28 protein-coding genes are annotated in these 25,560 nt (G+C 73.5%); 21 read left to right on the top strand and 7 right to left on the bottom strand.

Annotated elements, in window-relative coordinates; all coding sequences use genetic code 11:
• The first annotated feature begins 5 nt into the window (after nucleotides 1-5).
• The 10 genes from hisH (at nucleotide 6) to ACVHNB_RS30705 (ending at nucleotide 9,680) form a co-directional block, all read left to right on the top strand.
• Nucleotides 6-644 (top strand): imidazole glycerol phosphate synthase subunit HisH, encoded by a 639-nt coding sequence (hisH, locus tag ACVHNB_RS30750; RefSeq protein WP_428955264.1) that lies wholly within the window; start codon nucleotides 6-8, stop codon nucleotides 642-644.
• Nucleotides 644-1,372, top strand: coding sequence for a bifunctional 1-(5-phosphoribosyl)-5-((5-phosphoribosylamino)methylideneamino)imidazole-4-carboxamide isomerase/phosphoribosylanthranilate isomerase PriA (gene priA / locus ACVHNB_RS30745; protein ID WP_428955265.1), 729 nt, complete (start codon nucleotides 644-646; stop codon nucleotides 1,370-1,372). The genes hisH and priA overlap by 1 nt, the downstream gene beginning before the upstream one ends.
• The gene (locus ACVHNB_RS30740; protein WP_428955266.1) at nucleotides 1,369-1,788 is read left to right on the top strand and encodes a RidA family protein; all 420 of its coding nucleotides are present in this window, start codon (nucleotides 1,369-1,371) and stop codon (nucleotides 1,786-1,788) included. The genes priA and ACVHNB_RS30740 overlap by 4 nt, the downstream gene beginning before the upstream one ends.
• Nucleotides 1,785-2,540 carry an imidazole glycerol phosphate synthase subunit HisF gene (gene hisF / locus ACVHNB_RS30735; RefSeq protein WP_428955267.1) on the top strand — a complete coding sequence of 252 codons (756 nt, stop codon included), beginning with the start codon at nucleotides 1,785-1,787 and terminating at the stop codon, nucleotides 2,538-2,540. Before ACVHNB_RS30740 ends, hisF begins: the two co-directional genes overlap by 4 nt.
• Before the next feature lie 274 nt (nucleotides 2,541-2,814).
• The gene (gene bdeA, locus ACVHNB_RS30730) at nucleotides 2,815-3,747 is read left to right on the top strand and encodes a bis(hydroxyethyl) terephthalate hydrolase (protein ID WP_428955268.1); all 933 of its coding nucleotides are present in this window, start codon (nucleotides 2,815-2,817) and stop codon (nucleotides 3,745-3,747) included.
• A 102-nt stretch (nucleotides 3,748-3,849) separates the two neighbouring features.
• Nucleotides 3,850-5,814, top strand: coding sequence for a LuxR C-terminal-related transcriptional regulator (locus ACVHNB_RS30725; RefSeq protein WP_456226360.1), 1,965 nt, complete (start codon nucleotides 3,850-3,852; stop codon nucleotides 5,812-5,814).
• A 168-nt stretch (nucleotides 5,815-5,982) separates the two neighbouring features.
• The gene (locus ACVHNB_RS30720; protein ID WP_456226359.1) at nucleotides 5,983-7,212 is read left to right on the top strand and encodes a PucR family transcriptional regulator; all 1,230 of its coding nucleotides are present in this window, start codon (nucleotides 5,983-5,985) and stop codon (nucleotides 7,210-7,212) included.
• An 88-nt stretch (nucleotides 7,213-7,300) separates the two neighbouring features.
• Nucleotides 7,301-7,891, top strand: a complete 591-nt coding sequence (locus tag ACVHNB_RS30715) for an ArsR/SmtB family transcription factor (protein ID WP_428955271.1) — start codon at nucleotides 7,301-7,303, stop codon at nucleotides 7,889-7,891.
• A gap of 12 nt (nucleotides 7,892-7,903) precedes the next feature.
• Nucleotides 7,904-9,148: an MFS transporter gene (locus ACVHNB_RS30710; RefSeq protein WP_428955272.1), complete on the top strand. Its 1,245-nt coding sequence runs from the start codon at nucleotides 7,904-7,906 to the stop codon at nucleotides 9,146-9,148.
• A 151-nt stretch (nucleotides 9,149-9,299) separates the two neighbouring features.
• Nucleotides 9,300-9,680, top strand: coding sequence for a VOC family protein (locus ACVHNB_RS30705; protein ID WP_428955273.1), 381 nt, complete (start codon nucleotides 9,300-9,302; stop codon nucleotides 9,678-9,680).
• A 9-nt stretch (nucleotides 9,681-9,689) separates the two neighbouring features.
• Here ACVHNB_RS30705 and ACVHNB_RS30700 read toward each other — a convergent pair whose 3' ends face one another.
• Nucleotides 9,690-10,091, bottom strand: coding sequence for a VOC family protein (locus ACVHNB_RS30700; RefSeq protein WP_428955274.1), 402 nt, complete (start codon nucleotides 10,089-10,091; stop codon nucleotides 9,690-9,692).
• A gap of 47 nt (nucleotides 10,092-10,138) precedes the next feature.
• Complete coding sequence (locus tag ACVHNB_RS30695; protein WP_456226358.1) at nucleotides 10,139-10,774, bottom strand: TIGR03085 family metal-binding protein; 636 nt, start codon at nucleotides 10,772-10,774, stop codon at nucleotides 10,139-10,141.
• Nucleotides 10,775-10,858: 84 nt separating this feature from the next.
• Between ACVHNB_RS30695 and hisI the strand changes: the two genes are divergently transcribed.
• The 11 genes from hisI (at nucleotide 10,859) to lgt (ending at nucleotide 19,527) form a co-directional block, all read left to right on the top strand.
• Complete coding sequence (hisI, locus tag ACVHNB_RS30690) at nucleotides 10,859-11,230, top strand: phosphoribosyl-AMP cyclohydrolase (RefSeq protein WP_428955276.1); 372 nt, start codon at nucleotides 10,859-10,861, stop codon at nucleotides 11,228-11,230.
• A gap of 11 nt (nucleotides 11,231-11,241) precedes the next feature.
• A complete protein-coding gene (locus ACVHNB_RS30685; protein ID WP_456226357.1) occupies nucleotides 11,242-12,735 on the top strand; it encodes an anthranilate synthase component I in 1,494 nt (497 codons plus the stop codon).
• A 49-nt stretch (nucleotides 12,736-12,784) separates the two neighbouring features.
• The gene (locus ACVHNB_RS30680; protein ID WP_428955278.1) at nucleotides 12,785-13,435 is read left to right on the top strand and encodes a TIGR02234 family membrane protein; all 651 of its coding nucleotides are present in this window, start codon (nucleotides 12,785-12,787) and stop codon (nucleotides 13,433-13,435) included.
• Nucleotides 13,436-13,528: 93 nt separating this feature from the next.
• Nucleotides 13,529-13,777 carry an HGxxPAAW family protein gene (locus ACVHNB_RS30675; protein ID WP_428955279.1) on the top strand — a complete coding sequence of 83 codons (249 nt, stop codon included), beginning with the start codon at nucleotides 13,529-13,531 and terminating at the stop codon, nucleotides 13,775-13,777.
• Nucleotides 13,778-13,880: 103 nt separating this feature from the next.
• Complete coding sequence (locus ACVHNB_RS30670; protein ID WP_456226356.1) at nucleotides 13,881-14,318, top strand: DUF2752 domain-containing protein; 438 nt, start codon at nucleotides 13,881-13,883, stop codon at nucleotides 14,316-14,318.
• Between the two features lie 130 nt (nucleotides 14,319-14,448).
• Entirely contained in the window at nucleotides 14,449-15,258 is an 810-nt protein-coding gene (gene trpC, locus ACVHNB_RS30665; protein ID WP_428955281.1) for an indole-3-glycerol phosphate synthase TrpC, read from the top strand.
• A gap of 10 nt (nucleotides 15,259-15,268) precedes the next feature.
• On the top strand, nucleotides 15,269-15,415 hold the full coding sequence (gene trpM, locus ACVHNB_RS30660) for a tryptophan biosynthesis modulator TrpM (RefSeq protein WP_428955282.1): 147 nt from the start codon (nucleotides 15,269-15,271) through the stop codon (nucleotides 15,413-15,415).
• A gap of 106 nt (nucleotides 15,416-15,521) precedes the next feature.
• Nucleotides 15,522-16,811 (top strand): tryptophan synthase subunit beta, encoded by a 1,290-nt coding sequence (trpB, locus tag ACVHNB_RS30655; RefSeq protein WP_428955283.1) that lies wholly within the window; start codon nucleotides 15,522-15,524, stop codon nucleotides 16,809-16,811.
• Entirely contained in the window at nucleotides 16,808-17,623 is an 816-nt protein-coding gene (trpA, locus tag ACVHNB_RS30650; RefSeq protein WP_456226355.1) for a tryptophan synthase subunit alpha, read from the top strand. The genes trpB and trpA overlap by 4 nt, the downstream gene beginning before the upstream one ends.
• A gap of 72 nt (nucleotides 17,624-17,695) precedes the next feature.
• Entirely contained in the window at nucleotides 17,696-18,469 is a 774-nt protein-coding gene (locus tag ACVHNB_RS30645) for a DsbA family protein (protein WP_428955285.1), read from the top strand.
• A 71-nt stretch (nucleotides 18,470-18,540) separates the two neighbouring features.
• Complete coding sequence (lgt, locus tag ACVHNB_RS30640) at nucleotides 18,541-19,527, top strand: prolipoprotein diacylglyceryl transferase (RefSeq protein WP_456226354.1); 987 nt, start codon at nucleotides 18,541-18,543, stop codon at nucleotides 19,525-19,527.
• Between the two features lie 90 nt (nucleotides 19,528-19,617).
• Here the strand turns inward: lgt and ACVHNB_RS30635 are convergent, their stop codons facing one another.
• Genes ACVHNB_RS30635 through ACVHNB_RS30615 form a run of 5 tightly spaced genes read right to left on the bottom strand, consistent with a single transcriptional unit; the run spans nucleotide 19,618 to nucleotide 25,409 of the window.
• A complete protein-coding gene (locus ACVHNB_RS30635) occupies nucleotides 19,618-20,493 on the bottom strand; it encodes an HpcH/HpaI aldolase/citrate lyase family protein (protein ID WP_428955287.1) in 876 nt (291 codons plus the stop codon).
• On the bottom strand, nucleotides 20,490-21,701 hold the full coding sequence (locus ACVHNB_RS30630) for a CaiB/BaiF CoA transferase family protein (protein ID WP_428955288.1): 1,212 nt from the start codon (nucleotides 21,699-21,701) through the stop codon (nucleotides 20,490-20,492). Before ACVHNB_RS30630 ends, ACVHNB_RS30635 begins: the two co-directional genes overlap by 4 nt.
• The gene (locus tag ACVHNB_RS30625; RefSeq protein WP_456226353.1) at nucleotides 21,698-23,053 is read right to left on the bottom strand and encodes an ADP-ribosylglycohydrolase family protein; all 1,356 of its coding nucleotides are present in this window, start codon (nucleotides 23,051-23,053) and stop codon (nucleotides 21,698-21,700) included. The genes ACVHNB_RS30630 and ACVHNB_RS30625 overlap by 4 nt, the downstream gene beginning before the upstream one ends.
• Nucleotides 23,053-24,213: an ADP-ribosylglycohydrolase family protein gene (locus ACVHNB_RS30620; RefSeq protein ID WP_456226352.1), complete on the bottom strand. Its 1,161-nt coding sequence runs from the start codon at nucleotides 24,211-24,213 to the stop codon at nucleotides 23,053-23,055. Before ACVHNB_RS30620 ends, ACVHNB_RS30625 begins: the two co-directional genes overlap by 1 nt.
• Complete coding sequence (locus ACVHNB_RS30615; RefSeq protein ID WP_428955291.1) at nucleotides 24,210-25,409, bottom strand: ADP-ribosylglycohydrolase family protein; 1,200 nt, start codon at nucleotides 25,407-25,409, stop codon at nucleotides 24,210-24,212. The genes ACVHNB_RS30620 and ACVHNB_RS30615 overlap by 4 nt, the downstream gene beginning before the upstream one ends.
• Nucleotides 25,410-25,560: the final 151 nt, after the last annotated feature.

Raw genomic sequence — 25,560 nt, 5'->3', positions numbered from 1 at the left:
CTGCCATGAGTGACAAGAAAGTTGTCGTCTTCGACTACGGCTTCGGGAACATCCGTTCCGCGGAGCGCGCCCTCGCCCGCGCGGGCGCCGACGTCGAGATCACCCGCGACTACGACAAGGCCATGAACGCGGACGGGCTGCTCGTGCCCGGCGTCGGCGCGTTCGCCGCCTGCATGAAGGGGCTCACCGAGGCCCGCGGCGACTGGATCGTCGGCCGCCGGCTCTCCGGCGGACGCCCCGTCATGGGCATCTGCGTCGGCATGCAGATCATGTTCGCCCGCGGCATCGAGCACGGCGTCGAGACCGAGGGCCTCGACGAGTGGCCCGGCGCCGTCGAGCCGCTGAAGGCCGACGTCGTACCGCACATGGGCTGGAACACCGTCCGCGCCCCCGAGGACAGCCGGCTGTTCGCCGGCCTCGACGCCGACGAGCGCTACTACTTCGTGCACTCCTACGCCGTCCAGAACTGGGAGCTGGAAGTGCACAACCCCCACCTGCGCGCCCCGAAGGTCACCTGGGCCACGCACGGCGAGCCGTTCGTGGCCGCCGTGGAGAACGGCGCACTGTGGGCGACGCAGTTCCACCCCGAGAAGTCCGGCGACGCCGGAGCCCAGCTGCTGAAGAACTGGATCGGAACCCTCTGATGGCTGCCAAGCTCGAACTCCTTCCCGCCGTCGACGTCCGTGACGGGCAGGCCGTCCGTCTCGTGCACGGCGAGTCCGGCAGCGAGACCTCCTACGGCTCCCCGCTGGAGGCCGCTCTCGCCTGGCAGTCCGCCGGCGCCGAGTGGCTGCACCTGGTCGACCTCGACGCCGCGTTCGGCACCGGCGACAACCGCGCCCTGATCCGCGAGGTCACCGAGGCCATGGACATCAAGGTGGAGCTCTCCGGCGGCATCCGCGACGACGACACCCTCGCCGCCGCCCTCGCCACCGGCTGCACCCGCGTGAACCTCGGCACCGCCGCCCTGGAGACCCCCGAGTGGGTCGCCAAGGTCATCGCCGAGCACGGCGACAAGATCGCCGTCGGCCTCGACGTGCGCGGCACGACGCTGCGCGGCCGCGGCTGGACCCGCGACGGCGGCGACCTCTACGAGACCCTGGAGCGGCTCAACTCCGAGGGCTGCACGCGCTACGTCGTCACCGACATCGCCAAGGACGGCACGCTGCAGGGCCCGAACCTGGAGCTGCTGAAGAACGTGTGCGCGGCCACCGACCGCCCGGTCGTCGCCTCCGGCGGCGTCTCCTCGCTCGACGACCTGCGAGCCATCGCCGAGCTGGTCCCGCTGGGCGTCGAGGGCTCCATCGTCGGAAAGGCGCTGTACGCCAAGGCGTTCACGCTGGAAGAGGCGCTCGCGGCGGTCTCGTCGTGAGCGACGGAAGCGGCACGGGCGGCGTCCGGCGCGTCCAGTCCGGGGCCCCCTGGGAGGAGGAGTTCGGCTACGCCCGCGCGGTCGAACTGCCCAACGGCCTCGTGCTGGTCGCCGGCTGCACGTCGGTCGTCGACGGGGTCATCGCCGAGGGCGGCCCGTACGAGCAGACGGTGACCGCGTTCGGCGTGGCCGTCGAGGCGCTCGGCCGGCTGGGCCTCGGCCGCGAGGACATCGTCCGTACCCGTATGTACCTCACGCACGCGCGGGACGTGGACGAGGTCGGACGGGCCCACAAGGAGCTCTTCGACACCGTCCGACCCGTCGCGTCCATGCTGATCGTCTCCGGCTTCGTCGACCCGTCGCTGGTCGTCGAGGTCGAGGTCGAGGCGTACCGCCAGGGAGCCAGCACATCATGAGCCTCGCCGTACGAGTCATCCCCTGCCTCGACGTCGACAACGGCCGCGTCGTCAAGGGCGTCAACTTCCAGAACCTGCGCGACGCGGGCGACCCCGTCGAGATGGCGAAGGTGTACGACGCCGAGGGCGCCGACGAGCTGACGTTCCTGGACATCACCGCGTCCTCCGGCAACCGCGAGACCACCTACGACGTGGTGCGCCGCACCGCCGAGCAGGTCTTCATCCCGCTCACGGTCGGCGGCGGCGTCCGCACCGCCGACGACGTGGACAAGCTGCTGCGCGCCGGGGCGGACAAGGTCGGCGTGAACACCGCCGCGATCGCCCGGCCCGAGCTGATCCGGGAGATCGCGGAGCGGTTCGGCCGTCAGGTGCTCGTGCTGTCCGTGGACGCGCGGCGCACCGAGTCGGGCACGTTCGAGGTCACCACGCACGGCGGGCGCCGCTCCGCCGGTATCGACGCGATCGAATGGGCGCACCAGGCGGCCGAGTTGGGGGCGGGCGAGATCCTGCTCAACTCGATGGACGCGGACGGTACGAAGGACGGCTACGACCTGGAGATGATCGAGGCCGTTCGCCGGCACGTCACCGTCCCGGTCATCGCGTCCGGTGGCGCGGGCCGCCTCGACCACTTCGCGCCGGCCGTCGCGGCGGGGGCGGACGCGGTGCTCGCCGCGTCCGTCTTCCACTTCGGCGATCTCCGGATCGGCGAGGTCAAGGGGGCGTTGCGCTCCGCGGGGTGTGCGGTTCGGTAGGCCGTTTCGCCGTGGGGGTGGTCGTGCGTCGGCCGCTGCGGCCCGGTGGGGCTTCTCGCGCAGTTCCCCGCGCCCCTGAGGCATACAGCTTCGCTGCTGCCTCATCGATGAGATGACCCGCCCCGCCCGTGATGAAGACGAGGCGGAAGAGAAGGCGCACCCGCGACCGGTGATTTCGCCGATGCGGAAGGGGCGGCCCGACGCCACCGTGGTCGATGTCAGAGACCACGGCGGCGCCCCGGGACGGGCGCCGCCCCACCGAGAGGACCGCGTCGTGCAGCAGCACACCAGTGCAGCGCCCCCCGCGCACGCCAGACGAGCCGCGAACAGACTCCGCACCCGCCTGATCCGTACCGGACTCGCCGCCCTCCTGGCCGTCGGCGGGCTCGTGACCTCGCAGACCCTGACCGCCCAGGCCGCCGACAACCCCTACGAGCGCGGACCCGCCCCGACGACGTCGAGCATCGAGGCGTCCCGCGGCTCGTACGCCGTCTCGCAGACCACCGTGTCGTCCCTGAGCGTCAGCGGCTTCGGCGGCGGCACCATCTACTACCCGACGTCCACGGCCGACGGCACGTTCGGCGCCGTCGCGATCTCCCCGGGCTACACGGCGTACCAGTCGTCCATCGCCTGGCTGGGCCCGCGCCTCGCCTCGCAGGGCTTCGTCGTCTTCACCATCGACACCAACACCACGCTCGACCAGCCCGACAGCCGGGGCCGCCAACTCCTCGCCGCGCTGGACTACTTGACGCAGCAGAGCTCGGTGCGCAGCCGGATCGACACCAGCCGGCTCGGCGTCATGGGGCACTCCATGGGCGGCGGCGGCACCCTGGAAGCGGCCAAGAGCCGGCCCTCGCTCCAGGCCGCGATCCCGCTGACCGGCTGGAACCTCGACAAGACCTGGCCCGAGGTGAAGACCCCGACGCTCGTCGTGGGCGCGGACGGCGACACCATCGCCCCGGTCGCCACCCACTCCGAGCCGTTCTACCAGAGTCTGCCGAGCTCGCTCGACAAGGCGTACCTGGAGCTGCGCGGCGCCACGCACTTCACGCCGAACTCGTCCAACACCACGATCGCGAAGTACAGCATCTCGTGGCTGAAGCGCTTCATCGACAACGACACCCGCTACGAGCAGTTCCTCTGCCCGCTGCCCGCGTCGAGCCTCACCATCGCGGAGTACCGGGGCAACTGCCCGCACACGTCGTGACGTTCTGACGCGCTGTGCCCGGGCACAGTGTCGTCCGGCGCCGGTTGGGTCCGTTCCCAACCGGCGCCGCGGGCGCGGCGGTCCGCTCGTACGGTGACGTAAGTGACCGCGAGACATGTCCTGTTGCTGACCGCAGCCGCCTACGAGAGCGACCCCGAGGGGGCGCGCGTGGACGGCGGCCTCGTGCTGCGGGCCGCGGCGGCCGCCGGACTCGGCGCGGACGCGCTGGACGCCGCCGAGCGCGCGGGCCTGGAGCGGAGCCCGGACGGGCGGCTGCGGCTCGCCGGGCGGCGGGCGGTGTACGAGGCGGCGCGGCCCGCGCAGCGCAGGGCCGCGCACCGCCTGCTGGCCGAGGCCGCCGCGGGGGAGCGGCACCGGCCGGCGGGGCTGCTGCACCGGGCGCTCGCGGCGCCGTATCCCGACAGCCGGACCGGCGCCGAACTCGCCGCCGCGGCACGGCTGCCGGGCCCCTCGCACGGGGAGCGGGCCACCGCCCTCGCCCACGCGGCGGCCCTCACCGCGGATCCGGCCGTCCGCGCCGACCTGCTGGTGGCCGCCGCGGACCAGGCGCGCCGCGCGGGACGCCCGCACCGGGCGCGCGAACTGCTCGACCAAGTGGGGGAGCTGACGCCGCCGGACGAGGTGCGGGGGAACGCCGCGCTGGTGCACGGGCTGCTCGCCCTGCGCGACGGCCCGATGGCCGACGCCCGCGCCTGCCTGCTGCTGGCCGCCCGGCTCTGCCCGCCGGCCCACGCGCTCGACGCCCGGTTCGCCGCGGCGGAGGCGTCGTGGGCGCTCGGCGACATGGAGGCGTACCGGGAGGACGTGGGGGAGCCGCGGGCGGGAGCCGCCACCGGGCACGACTACGGGTTCGGGATGTCCGCCGCTCTCGGCGACCGTTACGCGGCGGGCCGGGCCGCGCTGCGCCGGGTCGTCGCCGGGGCCGCCGACGCGGGCGCCCCGGACGCGCTGCTGCGGGCCGGGGCCGCCGCTCTCGTCGCCGGGGACGTGGACGCCGCCTGCCTTCTCGGCAGCCGCGCCCTCGCCGCCGCCCGCGCCCACGACGCGGGGCCCGAGCTGCCCCGGGCCCTGGAACTGCTCGCGTACGGCGAACTGCGCACCGGGCGGCACGCCCGCGCCCGGGCCCACGCCGAGGAGGGGCTGCGGGCGGCGCGCGCCACGGGGCAGCGCAACGTCCTCGCCCACATGCACGCGATCCTCGCCCTGGTCGCCTCGCTGGACAGTGACGCCGAGACGGTCGCCCGGCACGCGGGGGCCGCGCAGGACGTCGCCGCCCGGCACGGTCTCGTCCAGGCCGCCACCCTCGCCCAATGGGCCCTGGCCCGCGCCGATCTGGCCCGCGGCCGGGTGGCCGAGGCGGCGGCCCGGCTCGGACCGCTCGTGCGGCCGGGGCCGCGGCGCGGCCACTTCGCGGTCCGGATGCTCGCCGTGCCGTGCTTCGTGGAGGCCTCGGCCCTGGCCGGCGACCCGGACGGGGCCCGGGCCGCCGTCGCGGAGTTCACGGTGTGGACCGAGCGGGGCTACGACCCGCAGGCGCTGGCCCAACTGGCCCGCTGCCAGGCGCTGCTGGCCGCCGGCGACCCGGCCCGCGCGGACGCCCGGTTCGCCGAGGCCCTGGCCCGTCACGACCGGGCCGACGGCGACTTCGAGCGGGCCCGCACCGCCGCCCTGCACGGCCAATGGCTGCGCCGCGCGCGCCGGCCCGCCCGCGCGCGGGTGCTGCTGCGCGACGCCCTGGTCGCCTTCGAGCGGTGCGGCGCCACGGTCTGGGCCGACCGGACGGCCGCCGAGCTGCGCGCCACCGGCGAAGCCCCCGGCCATCGCGAACCTCCGGGCAGACTCGCGGAGTTGACCCCGCAGCAGCTGCGCATCGCCCGTTGCGTCGCGGAGGGCGCCACCAATCGCGAGGTGGCCCTGCGCCTGTCGGTCAGCCCGCGCACCGTCGACCACCATCTGCGCAACGTGTTCGCGCAGTTGGGCGTCCGTTCCCGGGTCGAACTGGCCCGCCTCGTGAACCACGCGGAACGGCCTGTCGCGCACTCCTGAGATCCGGTCCCGGCCCCGCGTCCCCGCCCGGGCCGCACCTCACGGATCCGTACGCGTCACGGTGTCGTTATGTCCCGAGGGCTGGAGACCGACCAGACGGTATGTCATTCTCGGGCCCCGGGGCGGCTCAGGCGCGCTCCGGCACGAGCCGACCCGTGGAGGACCGCGATGCCCGTGCACCTCGTACCCCCTCGACCCCGCCCCCGGACCGGACCCCCGCCCGCCGGGTCCGACGCGGTCGCCGTACTGCGTCGCGCCGCGCTCCCGCTCATGGGTCAACTGCCCACGCTCACCGACCGGTTGACGGCCGAACTGCACGCACGGGAACCGGCCTACCGCGCCGCGATCGACGCCGACCCCGGGGACGTACGGCGCGAGGTGCAGCGCTCCCTGCGGCACAGCGTCGCCTCCCTGCTCGACCCCGCCCGCTCCCGCGAGGCCGCCCGGGCCTGCTCCGCCCGCATCGGCGCCGAACGCGCGGCCCGCGGCCTCCCGCTCGACGCCCTGCTGCACGCCTTCCGGCTCGGCGGCGCCCTGGTCTGGCAGGCGCTCGTCGACGAGGTGACCCGGCACCATCCGCGGGACGCGCATCTGCTCGTCCATCTCGCCGCCGACGTGCGGAACTTCGTCGACGAGCACTGTGCCTGCGTCGCCGAGTCCTACCGCCGGGCGGAGCACGAACTGACCTGGCGCCGCGAGAACCGGCGCCGCCTGACGGCCGCGGCCCTGCTCGACGGCGCCACCCGCATCGCCGACCTGCCCGACGCCGCCGCCGCGCTCGGCCTGCCCGAGCGCGGCCGGTACGCCGTCGTGCTCGTCGCGGGCGGCAGAACGGTGGCGCCCTCGCCCACCGGCACCCGGACGGTGTGGCACCCGGCGCCCGACGCCGAGCGCGGCATCGTCGCCCTGGGGGAGTGCGACGTACGGCAACTCGCCGCCGCGTGGCGTGCGTCGACGGACCGGGGGGCCGGCGTACGCGTCGGCGTGAGCTCCGCCGTCGAGGGGCTTGCCGCCGTCGGAGGCGCCCGGCGCCTCGCCGAGACCGCCCTGCGGATCTGCCCCGCGAGCGGCGGCACCGTCCTGCTCGACGACGAACTGCCCGCCGCCCTCGTGGCCGGCGCCCCCGCGCTCGGAGACCTCCTCGCCGACCGGGTGCTCGGCGCGCTGCGCACCCTGCCGTCCGCCGACCGGGCGTTGCTGCTCGACACCCTGACGGCCTGGCTGGACTGCGACGGCTCCGCGCAGCGCGCCGCCGCCCGCCTGTACTGCCACCGCAACACCGTCCTCAACCGCCTGCGCCGCTGCGAACAGCTCACCGGCCGGAGCCTGACCCGCCCCACCGACCTCGTGGAACTCGCCCTGGCGCTGCAGGCGCACCGCCTGCGCCCGCACGACTGACGTCCCGGCCCGCTCCCGGCCCCGGAAGCGCAGGACAAGTTCCGCAATTTTTATTGCGCAACATTTCTTTCGTATCTACGGTGGCGGTATGGCAGGCAAAGAGAGAGACCGCCGCATCACCGACCTGGGCACGCTCAAGGCCCTCGCCCACCCCGTGCGCAGCATGCTCTACCGCGAGCTGAGCCTGCGCCGCGTCGCCACCGCCTCGCAGCTCGCCGAGCACGTCGACGAGGCCGTCGCACTCGTCAGCTACCACCTGCGCAAGCTCGCCGAGCACGGCCTCATCGAGGAAGCCGAGCCGCAGGGCGTCGACGGGCGCGAGCGCTGGTGGCAGCCCGCGTCCGACGGCGTCGAGATCCGCGACGCCGACTTCCGCAGCGCACCCGAGAAGGCCGCCGCGCACACCGCCGCCAGCCGGCTCTTCTTCGAGCAGCGCGCCGACATGTACCGGCGCTTCCTCGACCAGCGGATCGCCTGGGACGACGCCTGGGCCACGGCCCACGAGTCGTCCGAGTCCATGATGCGGCTGACCGCGGCCGAACTCACCGAGCTCGTCGGCGAGATGCGCGCACTGCTGCGCCGCTACGAGGAACAGGGCCGGGCCGCAGAGGACGCCGGGAACACCGAGGGCCGCGAGAACGTCGCGGTGCACACCTACGCCTTCCCGTTCCGGAACTGAGGGCGGCCCGCCATGGCGTCCACCGCCCTGCGGGACACCGCCACCGACGGCACGCCGGCCGCCCACCGCGACGGGAACGTGCTGCGCTGGCTCAGCGCGTACGTCTCGTCCGCCGTCGGCGACAACGTCTACTACTTCGCCCTGTCCTGGGCGGCCGTGCAGCACGGCACCCCCGCCCAGGCCGGCCTCGTCACCGCGGTCAGCGCCGTACCGCGCGCCGTCCTCATGCTCGGCGGCGGAGTGGTCGCCGACCGGTACGGACCGCGCCGCGTCGTCCTCGCCACCAGCGCCGTGCGCGCCGCACTCGTCGTCGCCGCGGCCGCGACCCTGCTCGCGACCAGCCCCGGACTGTGGGCGCTCGGCGCCGTCGCCGTCGTCTTCGGGATCGTCGACGCCGTGTTCCTGCCCGCCGCGGGCGCCCTGCCCGCCCGCATCGCGCAACGCGGCCAACTCGCCCGCGTGCAGGGGCTGCGCGCCCTCGCGACCCGGCTCGCCAACGTGCTCGGCGGACCGCTCGCCGGCCTCGGCATCGCGCTCGGCGGCACGGCCGGGGCGTTCGGCGCCGCCGCGCTGCTCATCGGGGTGTCCCTGCCGCTGCTGATCGCCGTCCGGGACGCCGGACCGCCGCCCGCGGACCGGCAGGAGCGCGCGGCCGTCACGGCCGAACTGCGCGACGGGCTGCGGCACATCGCCCACCACCCCGTCCTGCGGCCCCTCGTGCTCGTCATCGCCCTCGGCGACCTGGGCTTCGTCGGCCCGATGAACCTCGGCCTCACGCTCCTCGCCCACGAGCGCGGCTGGGGCTCGACCGGAATGGGCTGGGTGCTCGCCGGGTTCGGCGTCGGCGCCGGGGCCGCCGCACTCCTGATCACCGTACGGGGACGGGCGCCCCGCGCCGGGCTCGTCACCGGCGTGATGGCCGTGCTGGGCTCCGCGGCGATGGCCCTGCTCGCCCGGGTGCCGTCCGTCGTGGGCGCGGCCTGCGTCGCACTCGCCGTCGGCCTCTCCCTCGGGCTGTGCGGAACCCTGAGCGGGGCGCTGCTGCAGAGCCACGCGGGCCCCGCCTACGTCGGCCGGGTCACCTCCGCCGCCACCCTGGTCAGCTTCGGCGTCGCACCGCTCACGTTCCCCGTGGTCGGGTGGGCCGTCGCGCTGTGGGGAACGGGAGCGGTGTTCGCCGGGTGCGCGGGCGTCTGCGCGCTCGGCGGCGTCGTCGCCCTCTGCTCGGGTCCCCTGCGCCGGGCCGAACTCCCCTGAGGACTGTCCGACGGGAGCGGGGCGCGGACCCCGAAAAGCGCTTCACACCCGCTCGCACCGCCCGGTACGGTCTCGATCGTCTTCCCGCCGCGGGGAGCCCAGGAGCGCCCCGCGGCCCGGCGGTTCCGACGCTGAGAGCAGGTCTTCGTCCATGGCATGTCGTATCGGTGAACTCGTGCTCGGTTGCCGCGACCCCGAGGTGCTGGCGCGGTTCTGGTGCGAGGTCCTGGACTTCGTGGTGCTCGACCGCGAGGACGACGGCACCCTCGAGATCGGCGCACGCGACGGGTTCGGCGGTGCGCAGCCGACGATCATCCTGAGCGCCAGGGACGAGCCGGAGCCGGGGAAGTCCCGGCTGCACATCGACCTCAACCCCACCGACCGCGATCAGGACGCCGAGCTCGAACGCCTCCTGAAGCTCGGAGCGCGCCGGGCCGACATCGGCCAGACCGGCGAGGAACAGTGGCACGTCCTCACCGATCCCGAGGGCAATGAGTTCTGCCTGCTGAAAGCGCGCATCAACCCGCTCTGACGGGACCCGTCAGCCGGTCGCGGCCGGCTGCATCAGCTGGACGAAGTTGCCCACCGTGTCGTCGAGCACCGCCGTGATCACCGGGCCCTGCTCCTCGGGGCCCTGGGTGAAGGCCACGCCAAGCTTCCGCAGCCGCTCGTACTCGGCCGCGACGTCCTCCACCGAGAACACGATGCTGGGCAGGCCGGCCTCCCGCAGCGCCGCGCGGTACGGCTCCGCGATCGGCCCCTGGCCGGGCTCCAGGAGCAGCTCCACGTCCGCCTGGGCGCCGGCCGCCCCCACCGTCGCGAACAGCGTCCCGTCGCCCAGGTCGATGTGCGTCCGCGTCTCGAACCCGAGCACGTCCGTGTAGAACGCGTGAGCCTTGGCCACGTCGTCCACGTAGACGCTGGTCATCGCGAGCTTGATCATGGGGGCCTTTCCGTTGGTGCGTGTGGTGCGTGTGGTGCGTGTGGTGCCTACAGGCCCAGCGCCTTCGTCTCGCTGAGCTGGGTGATGGCCGCCTTGTCGCCCTCCACCTCCACGTTCGCCGCGTCCTGGCGGCCGAACGTGTACATCAGGAGCTCCGACGGCTCGCCGGTGACCGTGACCACCGGAGCGCCGCGGTGCGCGACCGCCGTCCGGCCGTCCGGGCGGCGCAGCACCAGGCCCACCGGCGCCTTGCGGCCCACGACCCGCGCCATCCGCTCCAGGCGTGACCACAGCACCTCGGCGAAGACCGGGTCGAGCTCCCGCGGCGACCAGTCGGCCTGCGCGCGGCGCACGTCCTCGGCGTGGACATAGAACTCGACCACGTTCGCCGCCTCGTCGATCTGCTTGAGGGAGAACGGCGAGAAGCGCGGCGGCCCCGTCCGGATCAGCTGGATCAGTTCCTCGTACGGCTTCTCCGCGAACTCGCCCTGCACCCGCTCCAGACGCGAGGCGAGCTGCTTGACGAGGGTGCCGCCGGCGGCATCGGGCCGGCGCTCGCGCACCACGACGTGCGCCGCGAGGTCACGGGCGGTCCAGCCCTCGCACAGAGTGGGGGCCTCGGGGCCCGCCGCCTCCAACAGATCGGCGAGGAGAAGTCGTTCACGCTTGGCATGGGTCGACATGGGCGCCAGCCTACGACCGCCTCCCCCGTCCGGACAGTGGACGCCCGCGAAAGGGAACCCGCACGGCGCGGCACAATGGCACCCATGAGCAGCACGCCCCCCTCCGCCGCCGGCCGCCTCGACCCGGACATCGCCGCGCGCCTGAAGCGCAGCGCCGACGGCCTGGTCCCCGCCATCGCCCAGCAGTACGACACGGGCGAAGTCCTCATGCTCGGCTGGATGGACGACGAGGCGCTGCACCGCACCCTCACCACGGGCCGCTGCACCTACTGGTCGCGCAGCCGCCAGGAGTACTGGGTCAAGGGCGACACCTCCGGCCACTTCCAGCACGTGAAGTCGGTCGCCCTGGACTGCGACGCGGACACCGTCCTGGTCAAGGTCGACCAGGTGGGCGCCGCCTGCCACACCGGCGCCCGGACCTGCTTCGACGCCGACATCCTCCCCGTGAAGCAGTAGGGTCGGCCGCCATGGATCTCGAGACCTTCCGCAAGCTCGCGACCGACCGCCGCGTGATCCCCGTCAGCCGCAAGCTCCTCGCGGACGGCGACACCCCGGTCGGCCTGTACCGCAAGCTCGCCGCCGAACGCCCCGGCACGTTCCTCCTGGAGTCCGCGGAGAACGGACGGTCCTGGTCCCGGTACTCGTTCGTCGGCGTGCACTCGACCGGCACGCTGACCACGCGCGACGGCCAGGCCCACTGGCTCGGCACCCCGCCGGTCGGCGTCCCCGTCGACGGCGACCCCCTCGCCGCCCTGCGCGCCACCGTCGAGGCGCTGCACACCCCGCGCTACGAGGGCCTGCCCCCCTTCACCGGCGGCATGGTCGGCTATCTCGGCTACGACAGCGTGCGCCGCCTGGAGAAGATCGGCCCGGGGGAGCGGGACGACCTGAACCTGCCCGAGCTGACGATGCTGCTCACCAGCGACCTCGCCGTGCTCGACCACTGGGACGGGTCCGTCCTGCTCATCGCCAACGCGATCAACCACAACGACCTCGACACCGGCGTCGACGAGGCTTACGCCGACGCCGTCGCCCGGCTCGACGCCATGGAGGCCGACCTCGGCAAGCCCGTGCAGTCCGCCCCGGCCGCACTCCCGCCGTCCGAGCTGCCCGAGTTCACCGCGCTGTGGGGCGGCGAGCAGTACCAGGAGGCCGTCGAGGACATCAAGGAGCGGATCCGGGCGGGCGAGGCCTTCCAGGTCGTGCCCTCCCAACGGTTCGAGACCCCGTGCACGGCGAGCGCGCTGGACGTCTACCGGGTCCTGCGGGCCACCAACCCGTCCCCGTACATGTACCTCTTCCGCTTCGACGGGTTCGACGTCGTCGGCTCGTCCCCCGAGGCCCTCGTCAAGGTCGAGGACGGCCGCGCCATGGTCCACCCCATCGCCGGGACCCGGCCGCGCGGCACCACCCCGCAGCACGACCAGGCGCTCGCCGACGAACTCCTCGCCGACCCCAAGGAGCGCGCCGAGCACCTCATGCTCGTCGACCTCGGGCGCAACGACCTCGGGCGGGTCTGCGAGCCCGGCTCCGTCGAGGTCGTCGACTTCATGTCCATCGAGAAGTACTCGCACGTCATGCACATCGTGTCGACCGTCACCGGCCAGGTCGCCGGGGACCGCACCGCCTTCGACGTGCTCACCGCCTGCTTCCCGGCCGGCACCCTTTCCGGCGCCCCCAAGCCCCGCGCGATGCAGATCATCGACGAACTGGAGCCGTCCCGGCGCGGCCTGTACGGCGGCTGCGTCGGCTACCTCGACTTCGCGGGCGACTCCGACACCGCCATCGCCATCCGCACCGCGCTGCTGCGCGGCGGCACGGCGTACGTGCAGGCGGGCGCGGGCGTCGTCGCCGATTCGGACCCGGTCGCCGAGGACACCGAGTGCCGCAACAAGGCCGCGGCGGTGCTCCGTGCCGTCCACACGGCGAACCGGCTCGGCGCCGCCCACGGTGTGAAGTGACCCACGCCTCCCGCCCCCGGGTCACATACACCCGCGCGGACAGGCGATAGTGGAATACGTGACTGCCGTACCGCACCCCCGAACCGAAGCCTCCGAGACCGCCGGGCCGAGCAGCAGCGGCCGGCGCAGTCTCGGCGTCGCCCTGCTCTTCGGGGCCGCGGGCGCCGCGGTCGCGCTGCTCGCGTCCCGGCAGGAGTGGTGCTCCGGCGTCGCCGCCGTCGCGGGCGGCAAGCTCCCGCTGACGGCCAAGGGCAGCGACGTCACGGGCGTCCCCGCGGCCCTCGCCATCGTGGGGCTCGCCGCCCTCGTGGCCGTGTTCGCGGTGCGCCGGGCGGGCCGCGTCCTGGTCGCCGCGCTGCTCGCGCTCAGCGGCGCGGGCGCCGTCGCCGCCGCCGTGCTCGGCGCCGACGACAGCTCCGCGCTCGACGAGAAGGCCGCCCAGGCCTCCGGCGACGCGGCCGGCACCATCGACGCGCTCAGTCACACCGCCTGGCCGTACGTCGCGGCGGGCGGCGGCGCCCTCATCCTGATCGCCGGGATCCTCGCCGTCGTGTACGGCGCGGCCTGGCCCTCGATGGGCGGTCGCTACGAGCGCAGCGGCGCACCCCGGGCCCGTCGGCAGAAGCCCGTCGACCCGGACCGCCCCGAGGACCTGTGGAAGGCCCTCGACCGCGGCGAGGACCCGACGGGCACCGCCTGACCCCGGGTCCGGCCCGTACAGCGCGTACGGGACAATGGAAACGAACGATGCAAGCCCGTGTACGCACGGGCCATTAGTCACGAGGAGCAAGCCATGGCGGACACCAGCCACGGACACACCCCGGCCGCCTGGACCGGAGTCATCATCGCCTTCATCGGTTTCTGTGTCTCCGGTGCCTTCATGGTGATGGGCAGCGTGGCCGGCTTCTGGGCGGGCATCGCCCTGCTCGCGGTCGCCGCGATCGTCGGCGGCGCGATGAGCGCGATGGGCCTCGGCAAGCCGCGCCGTGCCGAGCTGCAGCTCAAGACCGTCCCGGCCGCGACCGCCGGCTCGGAGGCCTGAGCCGCTCGCAGAACGACGCGGGGGCGGTGCGGCGGACTCGCCGCACCGCCCCTTTCGCGTGTCCCCGGGCGCGCAGCCCGCTCCACCGGGGCAGAATTCACGGGTGACCGTCGAGACGACCGACACCGAAGCCGCCCCCCGCACCGCCGCCCTGCGCAGGCTGGCCGTGCCGCTCGGGCTCCTCGGAGGGGTCGCGGCGGCGTTCGCGTACGTCGGCACCGTCGACCCGAACGAGCCCGGCCACTACCCCGCCTGCCCGCTCCTGCAGGCCACCGGCGTCTACTGCCCCGGCTGCGGCGGCCTGCGCAGCGCCCACGCCATCGTGCACGGTGACCTGGGCGGAGCCCTCGGCGCCAACGCCCTGGCCGTGGCCGGTTACGCCCTCTTCGCCGTGCTGTGGACCGTGTGGGCCGTGCGGGCGGCCCGTGGTCGTCCGCTCGGCCTCGGCCTCGGGCGCGTACACCTGTGGACACTCGGCGCGGTCGTGCTGACCTTCACGGTTGTCCGGAACCTGCCCGTCGGTGGCTTCCTGCTCCCTTGATCAACAGCATTTGTCCAGGTAGTGGGATCGCCGTCAACCGGATGCGGAGCCTTCGCCCTCCTCCGGATACCATCACAGTGACCACTCGGTTGCCCAGAGAACCGAACTGCCAGGAAAGGAGTCCCCTCGCGTGAGTGTGCTCGACGAGATCATCGACGGAGTCCGTGCCGACCTCGCGGAACGGCAGGCGCGCGTCAGCCTCGACGAGCTCAAGGAGCGCGCGGCGAAGGCTCCAGCCGCCAAGGACGGGGTCGCGGCCCTGCGCGGCGACGGCGTCAAGGTCATCTGTGAGGTCAAGCGGTCCAGCCCCTCCAAGGGCGCGCTGGCCGCGATCGCCGACCCGGCGGCCCTCGCCGCCGACTACGAGGCGGGCGGCGCGGCCGTCATCTCCGTCCTCACCGAGCAGCGGCGCTTCGGCGGCTCCCTCGCCGACCTCGAGGCGGTCCGCGCCAAGGTCGACATCCCGGTCCTGCGCAAGGACTTCATCGTCACCTCGTACCAGCTGTGGGAAGCCCGCGCGTACGGCGCCGACCTCGCCCTGCTGATCGTGGCCGCCCTCGACCAGCCCGCCCTGGAGTCCCTCATCGAGCGCGCCGAGTCCATCGGCCTCACGCCGCTCGTCGAGGCGCACGACGAGGACGAGGTGGAGCGGGCCGTCGACGCCGGGGCCAAGGTCATCGGCATCAACACCCGCAACCTCAAGGACCTCACGGTCGACCGCGGCACCTTCGAGCGCGTCGCCCCGGACATCCCGGACCACATCGTCAAGGTCGCCGAGTCCGGCGTGCGCGGCCCGCACGACCTCATCGCGTACGCCAACGCGGGCGCCGACGCCGTCCTCGTGGGCGAGTCCCTGGTGACCGGCCGCGACCCGCGCTCCGCGGTCTCCGACCTGGTCGCCGCCGGCGCGCACCCCGCGCTGCGCCACGGACGGGGCTGAGACCCGCACCATGTCCATCGCCGTCCGCCTCGCCCCCGGTTGCCGCCCGCGCGGCTGCCGGGCGCCCGCGCGCAGGGTGCACGGGCGGCGCGTGCGGTACGTCATCGGTGACGAGCCGGGTCAGGTCAACGGCATGCGATGGCAGGGCGCCCTGTAAGGGGCGCGGGAACGGCGCGAGCAACCCAAGACGGTCCGCACTCGACCGAGTACCCACGCCCCCACGGCGATCAGTTGTTTCCACCGACTCACCGTGAGGCTCACGCATGCCCAGCGAGTACTTCATCCCCGACCCGGAGGGGATCGTCCCGTCCGCCGAAGGCTATTTCGGCGCGTTCGGCGGCAAGTTCATCCCGGAGGCCCTCGTCGCCGCAGTCGACGAGGTCGCCGTCGAGTACGAGAAGGCCAAGAACGACCCCGAGTTCGCCCGCGAACTCGACGACCTCCTGGTCAACTACACCGGCCGCCCCAGCAGTCTCACCGAGGTGCCCCGGTTCGCCGAGCACGCCGGCGGCGCCCGGATCTTCCTCAAGCGCGAGGACCTGAACCACACCGGCTCGCACAAGATCAACAACGTGCTCGGCCAGGCCCTCCTCACCAAGCGCATGGGCAAGACCCGCGTCATCGCCGAGACCGGCGCGGGCCAGCACGGCGTGGCCACGGCCACCGCCTGCGCCCTGTTCGGCCTCGAGTGCACCATCTACATGGGCGAGATCGACACCCAGCGCCAGGCCCTGAACGTGGCCCGCATGCGCATGCTGGGTGCCGAGGTCGTCGCCGTGAAGTCCGGCAGCCGCACCCTCAAGGACGCCATCAACGAGGCGTTCCGCGACTGGGTCGCCAACGTCGACCGCACGCACTACCTCTTCGGCACGGTCGCCGGACCCCACCCCTTCCCGGCGATGGTCCGCGACTTCCACCGCGTCATCGGCGTCGAGGCCCGCCGCCAGATCCTGGAGCGCGCCGGACGGCTGCCCGACGCCGCGATCGCCTGCGTCGGCGGCGGCTCCAACGCCATCGGCCTGTTCCACGCGTTCATCCCGGACACCGACGTCCGTCTCGTCGGCTGCGAGCCCGCGGGCCACGGCGTCGAGACCGGCGAGCACGCCGCGACCCTGACGGCCGGCGAGCCCGGCATCCTGCACGGCTCCCGTTCCTACGTCCTCCAGGACGACGAGGGCCAGATCACCGAGCCGTACTCGATCTCGGCCGGTCTGGACTACCCGGGCATCGGCCCCGAGCACGCCTTCCTCAAGGACAGCGGCCGCGGTGAGTACCGCGCCGTCACCGACGACGCGGCGATGCAGGCACTGCGCCTGCTGTCGCGCACGGAGGGCATCATCCCGGCCATCGAGTCCGCGCACGCCCTCGCGGGCGCGCTCGAGGTCGGCAAGGAGCTCGGCAAGGACGGGCTGATCATCGTCAACCTGTCCGGGCGCGGCGACAAGGACATGGACACCGCCGCCCGGTACTTCGGGCTGTACGACGAGGGTGCCGACGCCGAGGTCGCGGCCGACGCCGCCGACACCGCGGAGATCGAGGGGGACGCCAAGTGAGCGGCAACATCCAGCTGTTGAGCGACACCCTGGCCGCTGCCAGGTCCGAGGGCCGCTCCGCCCTCATCGCCTACCTGCCCGCCGGTTTCCCCACGGTCGACGGCGGCATCGCGGCGATCAAGGCCGTCTTCGACGGCGGCGCCGACGTGGTCGAGGTGGGCCTGCCGCACTCCGACCCGGTGCTCGACGGCCCGGTCATCCAGACCGCCGACGACATCGCGCTGCGCGGCGGCGTCAAGATCAAGGACGTCATGCGCACGGTGCGCGAGGCCCACGAGGCCACCGGCAAGCCGGTCCTCGTCATGACGTACTGGAACCCCATCGACCGCTACGGCATCGAGCGGTTCACCGCCGAGCTCGCCGAGGCGGGCGGCGCCGGCTGCATCCTGCCCGACCTGCCCGTGCAGGAGTCGGCGACGTGGCGCGAGCACGCGGAGAAGCACGGTCTCGCGACCGTCTTCGTCGTCGCGCCCAGCAGCAAGGACGAGCGCCTGGCCACCATCACGGCGGCCGGTTCGGGCTTCGTCTACGCCGCCTCGCTGATGGGTGTCACCGGCACCCGCGAGTCCGTCGGCAACCAGGCCCAGGACCTCGTCCGCCGCACCAAGGCCACCACCGAGCTGCCGGTCTGCGTCGGCCTCGGCGTCTCCGACGCCCGGCAGGCGAAGGAGGTCGCCGCCTTCGCGGACGGCGTCATCGTCGGCTCGGCGTTCGTGAAGCGGATGCTGGACGCCGACGACGAGGCCGCCGGTCTCGACGCGGTCCGCGCCCTCGCCGGTGAACTCGCGGCCGGCGTACGGGGCGACGCGTAGCAACGTCCCTCATATGGGTGGAAGTAGGACCGGGGAGGCACGCTCGTGCCTCCCCGGTTCGTTTGGGCGGGTGTGAGCGAGAAGAACCGTGAGGGAAAGCGAACGGCCCGCGAGCGGCTGGCCGTGGAGCGCGAGAAGCAGAAAGCCGCCGAGAAGCGGCGCCGGACCCTGATCGTGGGCGCGGCCGTCGTCTGTGTGCTGGGGCTGGCCGCCGTGATCGGCGTGGCCGCGGCGAATTCCGGTGACGACAGTTCCGGTGGCTCGTCGGATGCCGTGGTCGCGCCGAAGGGAGCCACCGGCAAGGACGATCTGGCGATCCCCGTCGGCAAGGACAGCGCCAAGTCGACGCTCACGGTGTGGGAGGACTTCCGCTGCCCCGCGTGCAAGTCCTTCGAGGACAACTACCGTTCGACGATCCATGAGCTGACCGACGCCGGCCAGCTGAAGGTCGAGTACCACACGGTCACGCTGATCGACTCGAACATGGGCGGCAGCGGCTCCCTCCACGCGGGCAACGCGGCGGCGTGCGCCCAGGGCGCGGGCAAGTTCCCCGAGTACCACGACGTGCTGTACGAGAACCAGCCGGAGGAGACCAAGGACACCTTCGCCGACAACGGCAAGCTGATCGACCTGGCCGGCAAGGTCGACGGGCTGGTCACCGACACCTTCAAGTCCTGTGTGGACGACGGCACGCACAACGGCTGGATCAACAAGTCGTACAAGGCGTTCCAGGACGGCGGCTACCAGGGCACCCCGACGGTCCTGCTCAACGGCAAGAACATCATGGACGACCAGACCATGACCCCGGACAAGCTGAAGAAGACGGTGCAGGACGCCGACAAGTAGGCCCTTGTTATGGAGACGTAGCCGGGCTGCTGGACGTGTCCGCGGCCCGGCACGGTAGCGTCGACCCTGCCATGGAACTTGCCTACATTCCCAGCCCGTCGCGCGGGGTCATCCATCTCGGACCCATCCCGCTGCGCGGCTACGCGTTCTGCATCATCATCGGCGTCTTCCTGGCCGTCTGGCTGGGCAACAGGCGCTGGATCGCCCGCGGCGGGCGGGCCGGCACCGTCGCTGACATCGCTGTCTGGGCGGTGCCGTTCGGCCTGGTCGGCGGGCGTCTCTACCACGTGATCACGGACTACGAGCTGTATTTCAGCGAGGGCCGTGACTGGGTGGACGCCTTCAAGATCTGGGAGGGCGGCCTCGGTATCTGGGGCGCCATCGCGCTCGGCGCGGTGGGTGCCTGGATCGGCTGCCGCCGCCGTGGCATCCCGCTGCCCGCCTGGGCCGACGCCCTCGCGCCGGGCATCGCCCTCGCGCAGGCCGCCGGCCGCTGGGGCAACTGGTTCAACCAGGAGCTGTACGGCCGGGAGACGCATCTGCCGTGGGCCCTGAAGATCACCTCGGACACGGACGGGCGGGTGCCCGGCACGTACCACCCGACGTTCCTCTATGAGTCCCTGTGGTGCATCGGCGTCGCGCTGCTGGTCATCTGGGCCGACCGCAGGTTCAAGCTGGGACACGGGCGGGCGTTCGCGCTGTACGTGGCGTCGTACTGCGTGGGCCGGTTCTGGATCGAGTACATGCGGGTCGACGACGCGCACCACATCTTCGGTCTGCGCCTCAACAACTGGACCGCGCTGATCGTCTTCGTGCTCGCCGTGGTCTACCTGGTGGTGTCGGCGAAGACGCGACCGGGACGCGAGGAGATCGTGGAGCCGGGTGCCTCCGACGAGGACGGGGACGGCGCTTCCGGCGCAGCCGAGGAGCCGGCCGCGGCGGATGCCGAGGCCGAGGCCGACGCTGATGGCGGTGCGGATGGGGTTGCCGATGGCGATGGCGCTGTGAAGAGTGCTGACGCCGGGGCCAAGGACGAGGCCGGGGCCAAGAAGGCCTGATTGGTTTTCGCCGTACGCTCGTAAGGGCGCCGAACCGTCTCTGGTTCGGCGCCCTTCTTGGTGCGGGTGTATCGCCCTGAGGGCTCGTCCTCAAACGCCGGACGGGCTGGGGGTGCCGGACCGGTCAGGGGTGGTGGGCCGGTCAGCAGTGGTGGGTCGGCCTGCCAGGGCCAGGGTTCTGCGGGCGGAGGCCACCACCGCCGCGTCCACGAAACGGCCGTCCGGGAGCGCGAGCGCCCCCGCGTCGGTGGCCGCCGCGCCCACGATCTCCTCGGCCGCCGCCAGCTCCGCCTCCGTCGGACGGAACGCCTCCTCGATCACCGGGAGCTGACGCGGGTGGATCGCCGTCCGGCCGAAGAAGCCGAGCGCGCGGCCCTCGGCGCAGGACCGGGCCAGGCCCGCCGTGTCGCGGATGTCCGGGTAGACGGACTGGGGCGGGGGCGGCAGGTGCGCGGCGCGGGCCGCGACCACCGCACGGCCGCGCACCCACGCGAGGCCCGCCGCGTCCGCGACGCCGAGGTCGGCCCGCAGATCCGCCTCGCCGAGCGCGACGCCGTGCACACAGGGGTGGGAGGCGATGTCGTAGGCGTGCTCGACGCCCAGCGCCGACTCCAGCAGGGCGTACAGCGGCGGCACGTCGACCGCCCAGTCGGCGACCCGGGCCACGTCCGCCGTGTCGTGCACCTTCGGCAGCCGCAGCGCGTCCAGACCGGGCAGCGGGGTGAGGCGCCGCACCTCCCGCTCGGCGAGCGGCCCGTCCAGCGCGTTCACCCGCACGTGCACCGGCACCTCGTGCTTGTCGGCGAGCAGCTCCGCCGTCGCGTCGAGCGCGTACGCCTTGCGCTCGGGGGCGACCGCGTCCTCCAGATCGACGAGGACCACGTCGGCGCCCGAGCCGAGCGCCTTCGCCACGACGTCGGGGCGGTCCCCGGGGACGTACAGCCAGGTCAGGAACACTGTGCTCATACCGCACCAGCCTTCCGCAAGGTGGCGATGTCCGCCTGCGACAGGCCGAGGCCGTCGAGGATCTCGTCCGTGTCCGCGCCGTGCGGGCGGCCCGTCCACTTGATCGCGCCCGGCGTCTCGGAGAGGCGGAACAGGACGTTCTGCATCTTGACCGTGCCGAGGTCCGGGTCGGGGAGTTCGGTGATGGAGTCCAGGGCCCGGTACTGCTCGTCCCGCATCACGTCACGGATGTCGTAGATCGGGGCGATGGCCGCCTCCGCCTTCTCGAAGGCCGCCACCACCTCGTCGCGGGTGTGGACCGCGATCCAGCCGCCGACCGCCGCGTCCAGCTCGTCCGCGTGGCCCGCGCGGCCCGCACCCGTCGCGAACCACTCCTCGTCGATGAACTCCGGCCTGCCGACCAGGTGCATCACCCGCTCCGCGATCGACTGGGCGGACGTGGAGACCGCGACCCACTTGTCGTCGCTCGTGCGGTACGTGTTGCGGGGCGCGTTGTTCGTGGAGCGGTTGCCGGTGCGGGGCTGGACGTAACCGAGCTGGTCGTACCAGGTGGGCTGCGGGCCGAGGATGGTCAGCATCGGCTCGATGATCGCCATGTCGACGACCTGACCGCGGCCCGTCACGTCGCGGCCGCGCAGCGCCGCCATCACCGCGTACGAGGTGGCGAGCGCGGCGATGGAGTCGGCGAGGCCGAACGGGGGCAGGGTCGGCGGGCCGTCCGGCTGGCCGGTGATCGCCGCGAAGCCGCTCATCGCCTCCGCGAGCGTGCCGAACCCGGGGCGGCGCGCGTACGGGCCGAACTGGCCGAAGCCGGTGACGCGGGCCAGCACGAGGCGCGGGTTGGCGGCGCTCAGCTCCTCCCAGCCGAGGTGCCACTTCTCCAGGGTGCCGGGGCGGAAGTTCTCGATGACGACGTCCGACTCGGCGACCAGCTTGAGGAGCACCTCGCGGCCGCCGGGGGAGGAGAGGTCGAGCGTGAGGTTCTTCTTGTTGCGGCCGAGCAGCTTCCACCACAGGCCGATGCCGTCCTTGGCCGGACCGTGGCCCCGGGACGGGTCCGGCTTGCGCGGATGCTCCACCTTCACCACCTCGGCGCCGAAGTCGCCGAGCATCGTGGCGCAGAGCGGGCCCGCGAAGAGGGTGGCCAGGTCGAGGACCCGCAGTCCGGTCAACGGGCCGTTCTGAGTCGTCTGTTGAGTGGTCGTCATGCGCGGGCCTCCAGAGTGATCCTGGCCAGTTCGTCGAAGCCGATGCCGTCAAAGCCCGCGACCGTGGTGGCGAGGCGGTTCTTCAGCGGAGCCGTCCACCGCGCGCCGAGCGCGTCCGGGCCGCCCGCGAGCAGGCCCGCGATCGAACCGGCCGTCGCGCCGTTGGAGTCCGTGTCCCAGCCGCCCGACACCGCCCGGCAGATGGAGCCGGAGAAGTCGCCGTCGGCGTGGGTGAGCGCGGCGGCCAGCAGGGCCGCGTTGGGCAGGACGTGCACCCAGTGGTGGTCGGCGTAGACGCCGTGCAGCTCGTCCACCACGGTGTCGAAGTCCTCTTGGCTCTCGGCCAGTTCGATGCCGAGGCGCACCGCCTTCGCGTACCGCGAGCGCGGCGGTACGACCGTCAGGCCGGCCCGCAGCGCCGCGTGCACGTCCACCGTGCCCGAGCCCGCGGCCGCGATGACGGCGGCCGTGAACATCTCCCCGTACACGCCGTTGGCGGTGTGCGTGAGCACGGCGTCCCGGTGCGCCAGCTCGGCGGCGCGCGCCGGGTCCCCGGGGTTGATCCAGCCGAAGACGTCGGCGCGGATCTGCGCGCCGATCCACTCCCGGAACGGGTTGCGGTGAGCGGCGGTGGCGGGAGGTTCGAGGCCGTCGAGAAGATTGCGGTACGCGACGCGCTCGGCGGTGAAGGTGCGCCCGGCGGGCAGCTCGTCGAGCCACAGCTTCGCCACGTCCTCGGTGGTGAAGCCGGTGCCGTGTCGCTGGAGCAACAGGAGGGCGAGAAGCGGGTAGTTGAGGTCGTCGTCCTCGGGCATGCCGTCGATGTTCTCGGCGAGCGAGGTCGGCGCGCTGCGCCGGTTCCACGGATACGCGGCGGCCAGCTCCGGAGCGAGGCCGACCTCCGTGAACCAGCCGCTCAGCGGCCAGTTGCCGGTGGACCGCGCGACGGCACGGATCCCGGCGAGGGGCAGCTTCTCCACCGGCTTGCCGAGCAGACATCCGGCGGCCCGGCCCAGCCAGGCCGCGTGGACCGCGTCGTACGACGCCTGGTGCGCGGCGGTGGGGGAGTGCGGCCAGGCCGGGCAGGCGTCCCGGATCGCGGTGAGACCGGTGGGCTCGTCCGCCGCCAGGGGCGACGGCAGGACCGCCAGCTCGTCCAGCAACTGCCCGGCGAGAGACCGAAGTTCGGGCGTAGTCGGCCCCGCGGACGCGCCCGCCCGATCCGGTGCCAGGTGGCCGCCCGCCGCCGTCCAGCGCCGCTCGACCGCGGACGCGTCGCGGCCGTCCTGCGCGGCCTGGCGCAGCTCGTGACCGAGCAGGTCCTCGGGCTGGACCCAGGTCAGACGCAGCATCACAGCCCCGCGACCGACGCGAACGCCGCCTCGTGGGCGCGGCGGCGCTCCAGATCGCGCACGTGCACCTCACGCGTGACGCGCGTGAGGGCGGCGGCCGGGGCGTGCAGATCCAGCCTGCTGGCCCGCGCCACCTCCGCGCTCCACTCCTTGGGCACCGCGCCCTCCCCGTACAGCGCGCCGACGATCGCGCCGCTCATCGTGGCGATCGAGTCGCAGTCGCGGCCGTAGTTCACCGAGCCGAGCACCGTGTGCCGGAAGTCGCCGCGGCCCACCAGCAGCATGCCGAGCGCGACCGGGAGCTCCTCGATGGAGTGCAGGCGCGACGGTCGGCGGGCGCCCAGCGACGGCTTGCGGTAGTCCGGGCCGACCGTGTCGAAGGGGGTGACCGCCTCGCGCAGGGGCTGGAGCGCGTCCTCGAAGTCGTCGAAGCGGGACGCCACTTCGCAGACCGCCTCGATCGCCGCCTTCGTGCCGTCCTTGGCGAGGGAGAGGACGTCGTCGATCACCGTGGTGGGCGTCGCGTCCGGCTTGTACGCCGCCGCCACGGCCGCCGCGAAGACGCCCGCCGCCTCGCGGCCGTACGAGCTCTGGTGCGCGCCCGCGACGTCCAGCGCCTCCTCGTACGCCTTGAGGGGGTTGCCCGCGTTGACCGCGCCGACCGGCGCCATGTACATCGCCGCACCGCAGTTGACGATGTTCCCGACGCCCGCCTCGCGCGGGTCGATGTGGCCGTAGTGGATGCGGGCCACGATCCACTTCTCCGCGAGGAAGATGCGCTGGAGCGGGAGCGCCTCCGCCTCCAGCTCCGGGATCCAGCGGGGCGTGGTGATCAGGTCCGGGACCAGGTGGTCGGCGACGGCGTACGCGTCGAGGTGGTCGCGGACCTTCTCGTAGACGCGGATCAGCGCGTGCGTCATCAGGGTGTCGTCGGTGACGTGGCCGTCGCCCTTGTGGTACGGCGCGATCGGGCGGGCCGTCTTCCAGTCGTCCTTGTAGAACGGCTCGACGATGCCGCGCACCCGGCCGCCGTGCCGTTCCGCGATCGCCTCCGGGGTCCAGCCCTCGACCGGGCCGCCGAGCGCGTCGCCCACGGCGGCGCCGACGAGGGCGCCGGTGGTGCGGTCCTCCAGTGACGGGTGAGTGGGGACGCTGCTCATGCCGAAGTTCCTTCCGAGGAGGCCGAGTTGATCAGGTGTGCATGTGACCGTGGTGGTGCGTGCGTGGCCGCGAGGCGTGCCGCCAGGTCGGTGAGGTCCGTGCCCGCCAGGCGGGGCAGCGCGCAGCCGGCCAGCGTGCGACAGGCGTCGCGCCAGGTCTGCGGGAGCGCCTCCGCGCCGCCGATCGCGCCGGTGAGGGCACCGGCCAGGGCAGGCGCCGAGTCCGCGACGCGGGACAGGCACGCGGTGGTCGGGACCGCTTCGGTGACCGCGCCCGCGGCGGCCGTGGCGACGGCCAGGGCGACGGGGACCGTCTCCGCGGCCGCGATGCCGTAGCTGTAGACGTGGTCGACGATCTCGTGCTCCAGGACGGGCACGAGCGCGAACGCGTTGCCGGGCAGGCCCGGGCGGGCGGCCGCCGTGGTGCGGCCCAGTTCCACCGCGCGGTGCGCGTTGCGGTGGATCTCGGTGCCGTCGGGGAGCTGGGCCAGCGCCGCGTCCACACAGGCGTCGACCGGTGCCCCGCCGAGCGCCGCCGCCACGGCCGCCGCCATCGCGCGGGCACCGTGCACGCCGTCGCCGTCCTGGGTGTACCGGGCGTCGAACTCGGCCAGATCCGCCGCGCGTTCGGGCTGTCCCGGGTGGACGACCGCGAGGACGGCCGCCCGTACGCAGGCCGCGTCGTCGAAGTAGTGCGGGTTGTCGTGGCCGGTGGCCGGGGGCCGCAGACCTGCGGCCAGATTGCCCAGGCCCGCGCGGACGGAGATCCGGGCGCGCAGCGGGATCTTCGCCGACTCGATCTCGTCGGCCCGGGCGGCCGCCGCGGCGATCTCGTCGGCGAGCGTGTTCCAGGCCAGGGCGAGCGCCGAGCGGACACGGTGGTCCGGGGGCAGGTCGCCGAGGCCCTCGGCGTACGCGTCGAGGACGGCGTGCGCGGTGAACGCGGCCCATTCGGCGTCGTCGGACGGGCCGAGGCGGAGCGGCTCGGGGGGCTGGTTCAGGGCGATCGGGACGGGGAGGGTGGTGGTCGCGTTCTGCTCGGCGAACGTGTCCAGTTCGCGGGTGAGACGGCGGGTCCAGTCGGGGAGCCGGGCGGCGCGGTGCCGCCCGGACGGCCAGCCGGCCGCGTCCCCTGCGGCGATGCCGAGCAGAAGACCCTCGATGCGGGACGTCGTCTCCGCCGGGGCGGTCGTCATGGGGTGGCCTGGCCTTTCGGTGGGGCGGGGGTGTGCGTTGCCGGGGTGGTGCGCCGGCGGTCGGTTCGTGGGGCGGGGCCGCGCCGGGGTACTTCCCCGGCCGGATGGGTCTCGTCGCCTCCGTACGCCGTAGGCGCGCCGTCCGGCGCTG

It is taken from the genome of Streptomyces sp. YJ-C3 (assembly GCF_053891275.1).
Note: the sequence above shows the minus strand (reverse complement) of the source record. Positions and strands in the feature narration are given on the sequence as shown.

Bases quoted from the DNA above. Each gene is read 5' to 3' on its own strand.
- hisH (WP_428955264.1), top strand. From the start codon at position 6: ATGAGTGACAAGAAAGTTGTCGTCTTCGACTACGGCTTCGGGAACATC.
- priA (WP_428955265.1), top strand. From the start codon at position 644: ATGGCTGCCAAGCTCGAACTCCTTCCCGCCGTCGACGTCCGTGACGGG.
- hisF (WP_428955267.1), top strand. From the start codon at position 1,785: ATGAGCCTCGCCGTACGAGTCATCCCCTGCCTCGACGTCGACAACGGC.
- ACVHNB_RS30720 (WP_456226359.1), top strand. From the start codon at position 5,983: ATGCCCGTGCACCTCGTACCCCCTCGACCCCGCCCCCGGACCGGACCC.
- ACVHNB_RS30715 (WP_428955271.1), top strand. From the start codon at position 7,301: ATGGCAGGCAAAGAGAGAGACCGCCGCATCACCGACCTGGGCACGCTC.
- ACVHNB_RS30710 (WP_428955272.1), top strand. From the start codon at position 7,904: ATGGCGTCCACCGCCCTGCGGGACACCGCCACCGACGGCACGCCGGCC.
- ACVHNB_RS30705 (WP_428955273.1), top strand. From the start codon at position 9,300: ATGGCATGTCGTATCGGTGAACTCGTGCTCGGTTGCCGCGACCCCGAG.
- ACVHNB_RS30700 (WP_428955274.1), bottom strand. From the start codon at position 10,091: ATGATCAAGCTCGCGATGACCAGCGTCTACGTGGACGACGTGGCCAAG.
- ACVHNB_RS30695 (WP_456226358.1), bottom strand. From the start codon at position 10,774: ATGTCGACCCATGCCAAGCGTGAACGACTTCTCCTCGCCGATCTGTTG.
- hisI (WP_428955276.1), top strand. From the start codon at position 10,859: ATGAGCAGCACGCCCCCCTCCGCCGCCGGCCGCCTCGACCCGGACATC.
- ACVHNB_RS30685 (WP_456226357.1), top strand. From the start codon at position 11,242: ATGGATCTCGAGACCTTCCGCAAGCTCGCGACCGACCGCCGCGTGATC.
- ACVHNB_RS30675 (WP_428955279.1), top strand. From the start codon at position 13,529: ATGGCGGACACCAGCCACGGACACACCCCGGCCGCCTGGACCGGAGTC.
- trpM (WP_428955282.1), top strand. From the start codon at position 15,269: ATGTCCATCGCCGTCCGCCTCGCCCCCGGTTGCCGCCCGCGCGGCTGC.
- trpB (WP_428955283.1), top strand. From the start codon at position 15,522: ATGCCCAGCGAGTACTTCATCCCCGACCCGGAGGGGATCGTCCCGTCC.
- lgt (WP_456226354.1), top strand. From the start codon at position 18,541: ATGGAACTTGCCTACATTCCCAGCCCGTCGCGCGGGGTCATCCATCTC.
- ACVHNB_RS30635 (WP_428955287.1), bottom strand. From the start codon at position 20,493: ATGAGCACAGTGTTCCTGACCTGGCTGTACGTCCCCGGGGACCGCCCC.
- ACVHNB_RS30630 (WP_428955288.1), bottom strand. From the start codon at position 21,701: ATGACGACCACTCAACAGACGACTCAGAACGGCCCGTTGACCGGACTG.
- ACVHNB_RS30625 (WP_456226353.1), bottom strand. From the start codon at position 23,053: ATGCTGCGTCTGACCTGGGTCCAGCCCGAGGACCTGCTCGGTCACGAG.
- ACVHNB_RS30620 (WP_456226352.1), bottom strand. From the start codon at position 24,213: ATGAGCAGCGTCCCCACTCACCCGTCACTGGAGGACCGCACCACCGGC.
- ACVHNB_RS30615 (WP_428955291.1), bottom strand. From the start codon at position 25,409: ATGACGACCGCCCCGGCGGAGACGACGTCCCGCATCGAGGGTCTTCTG.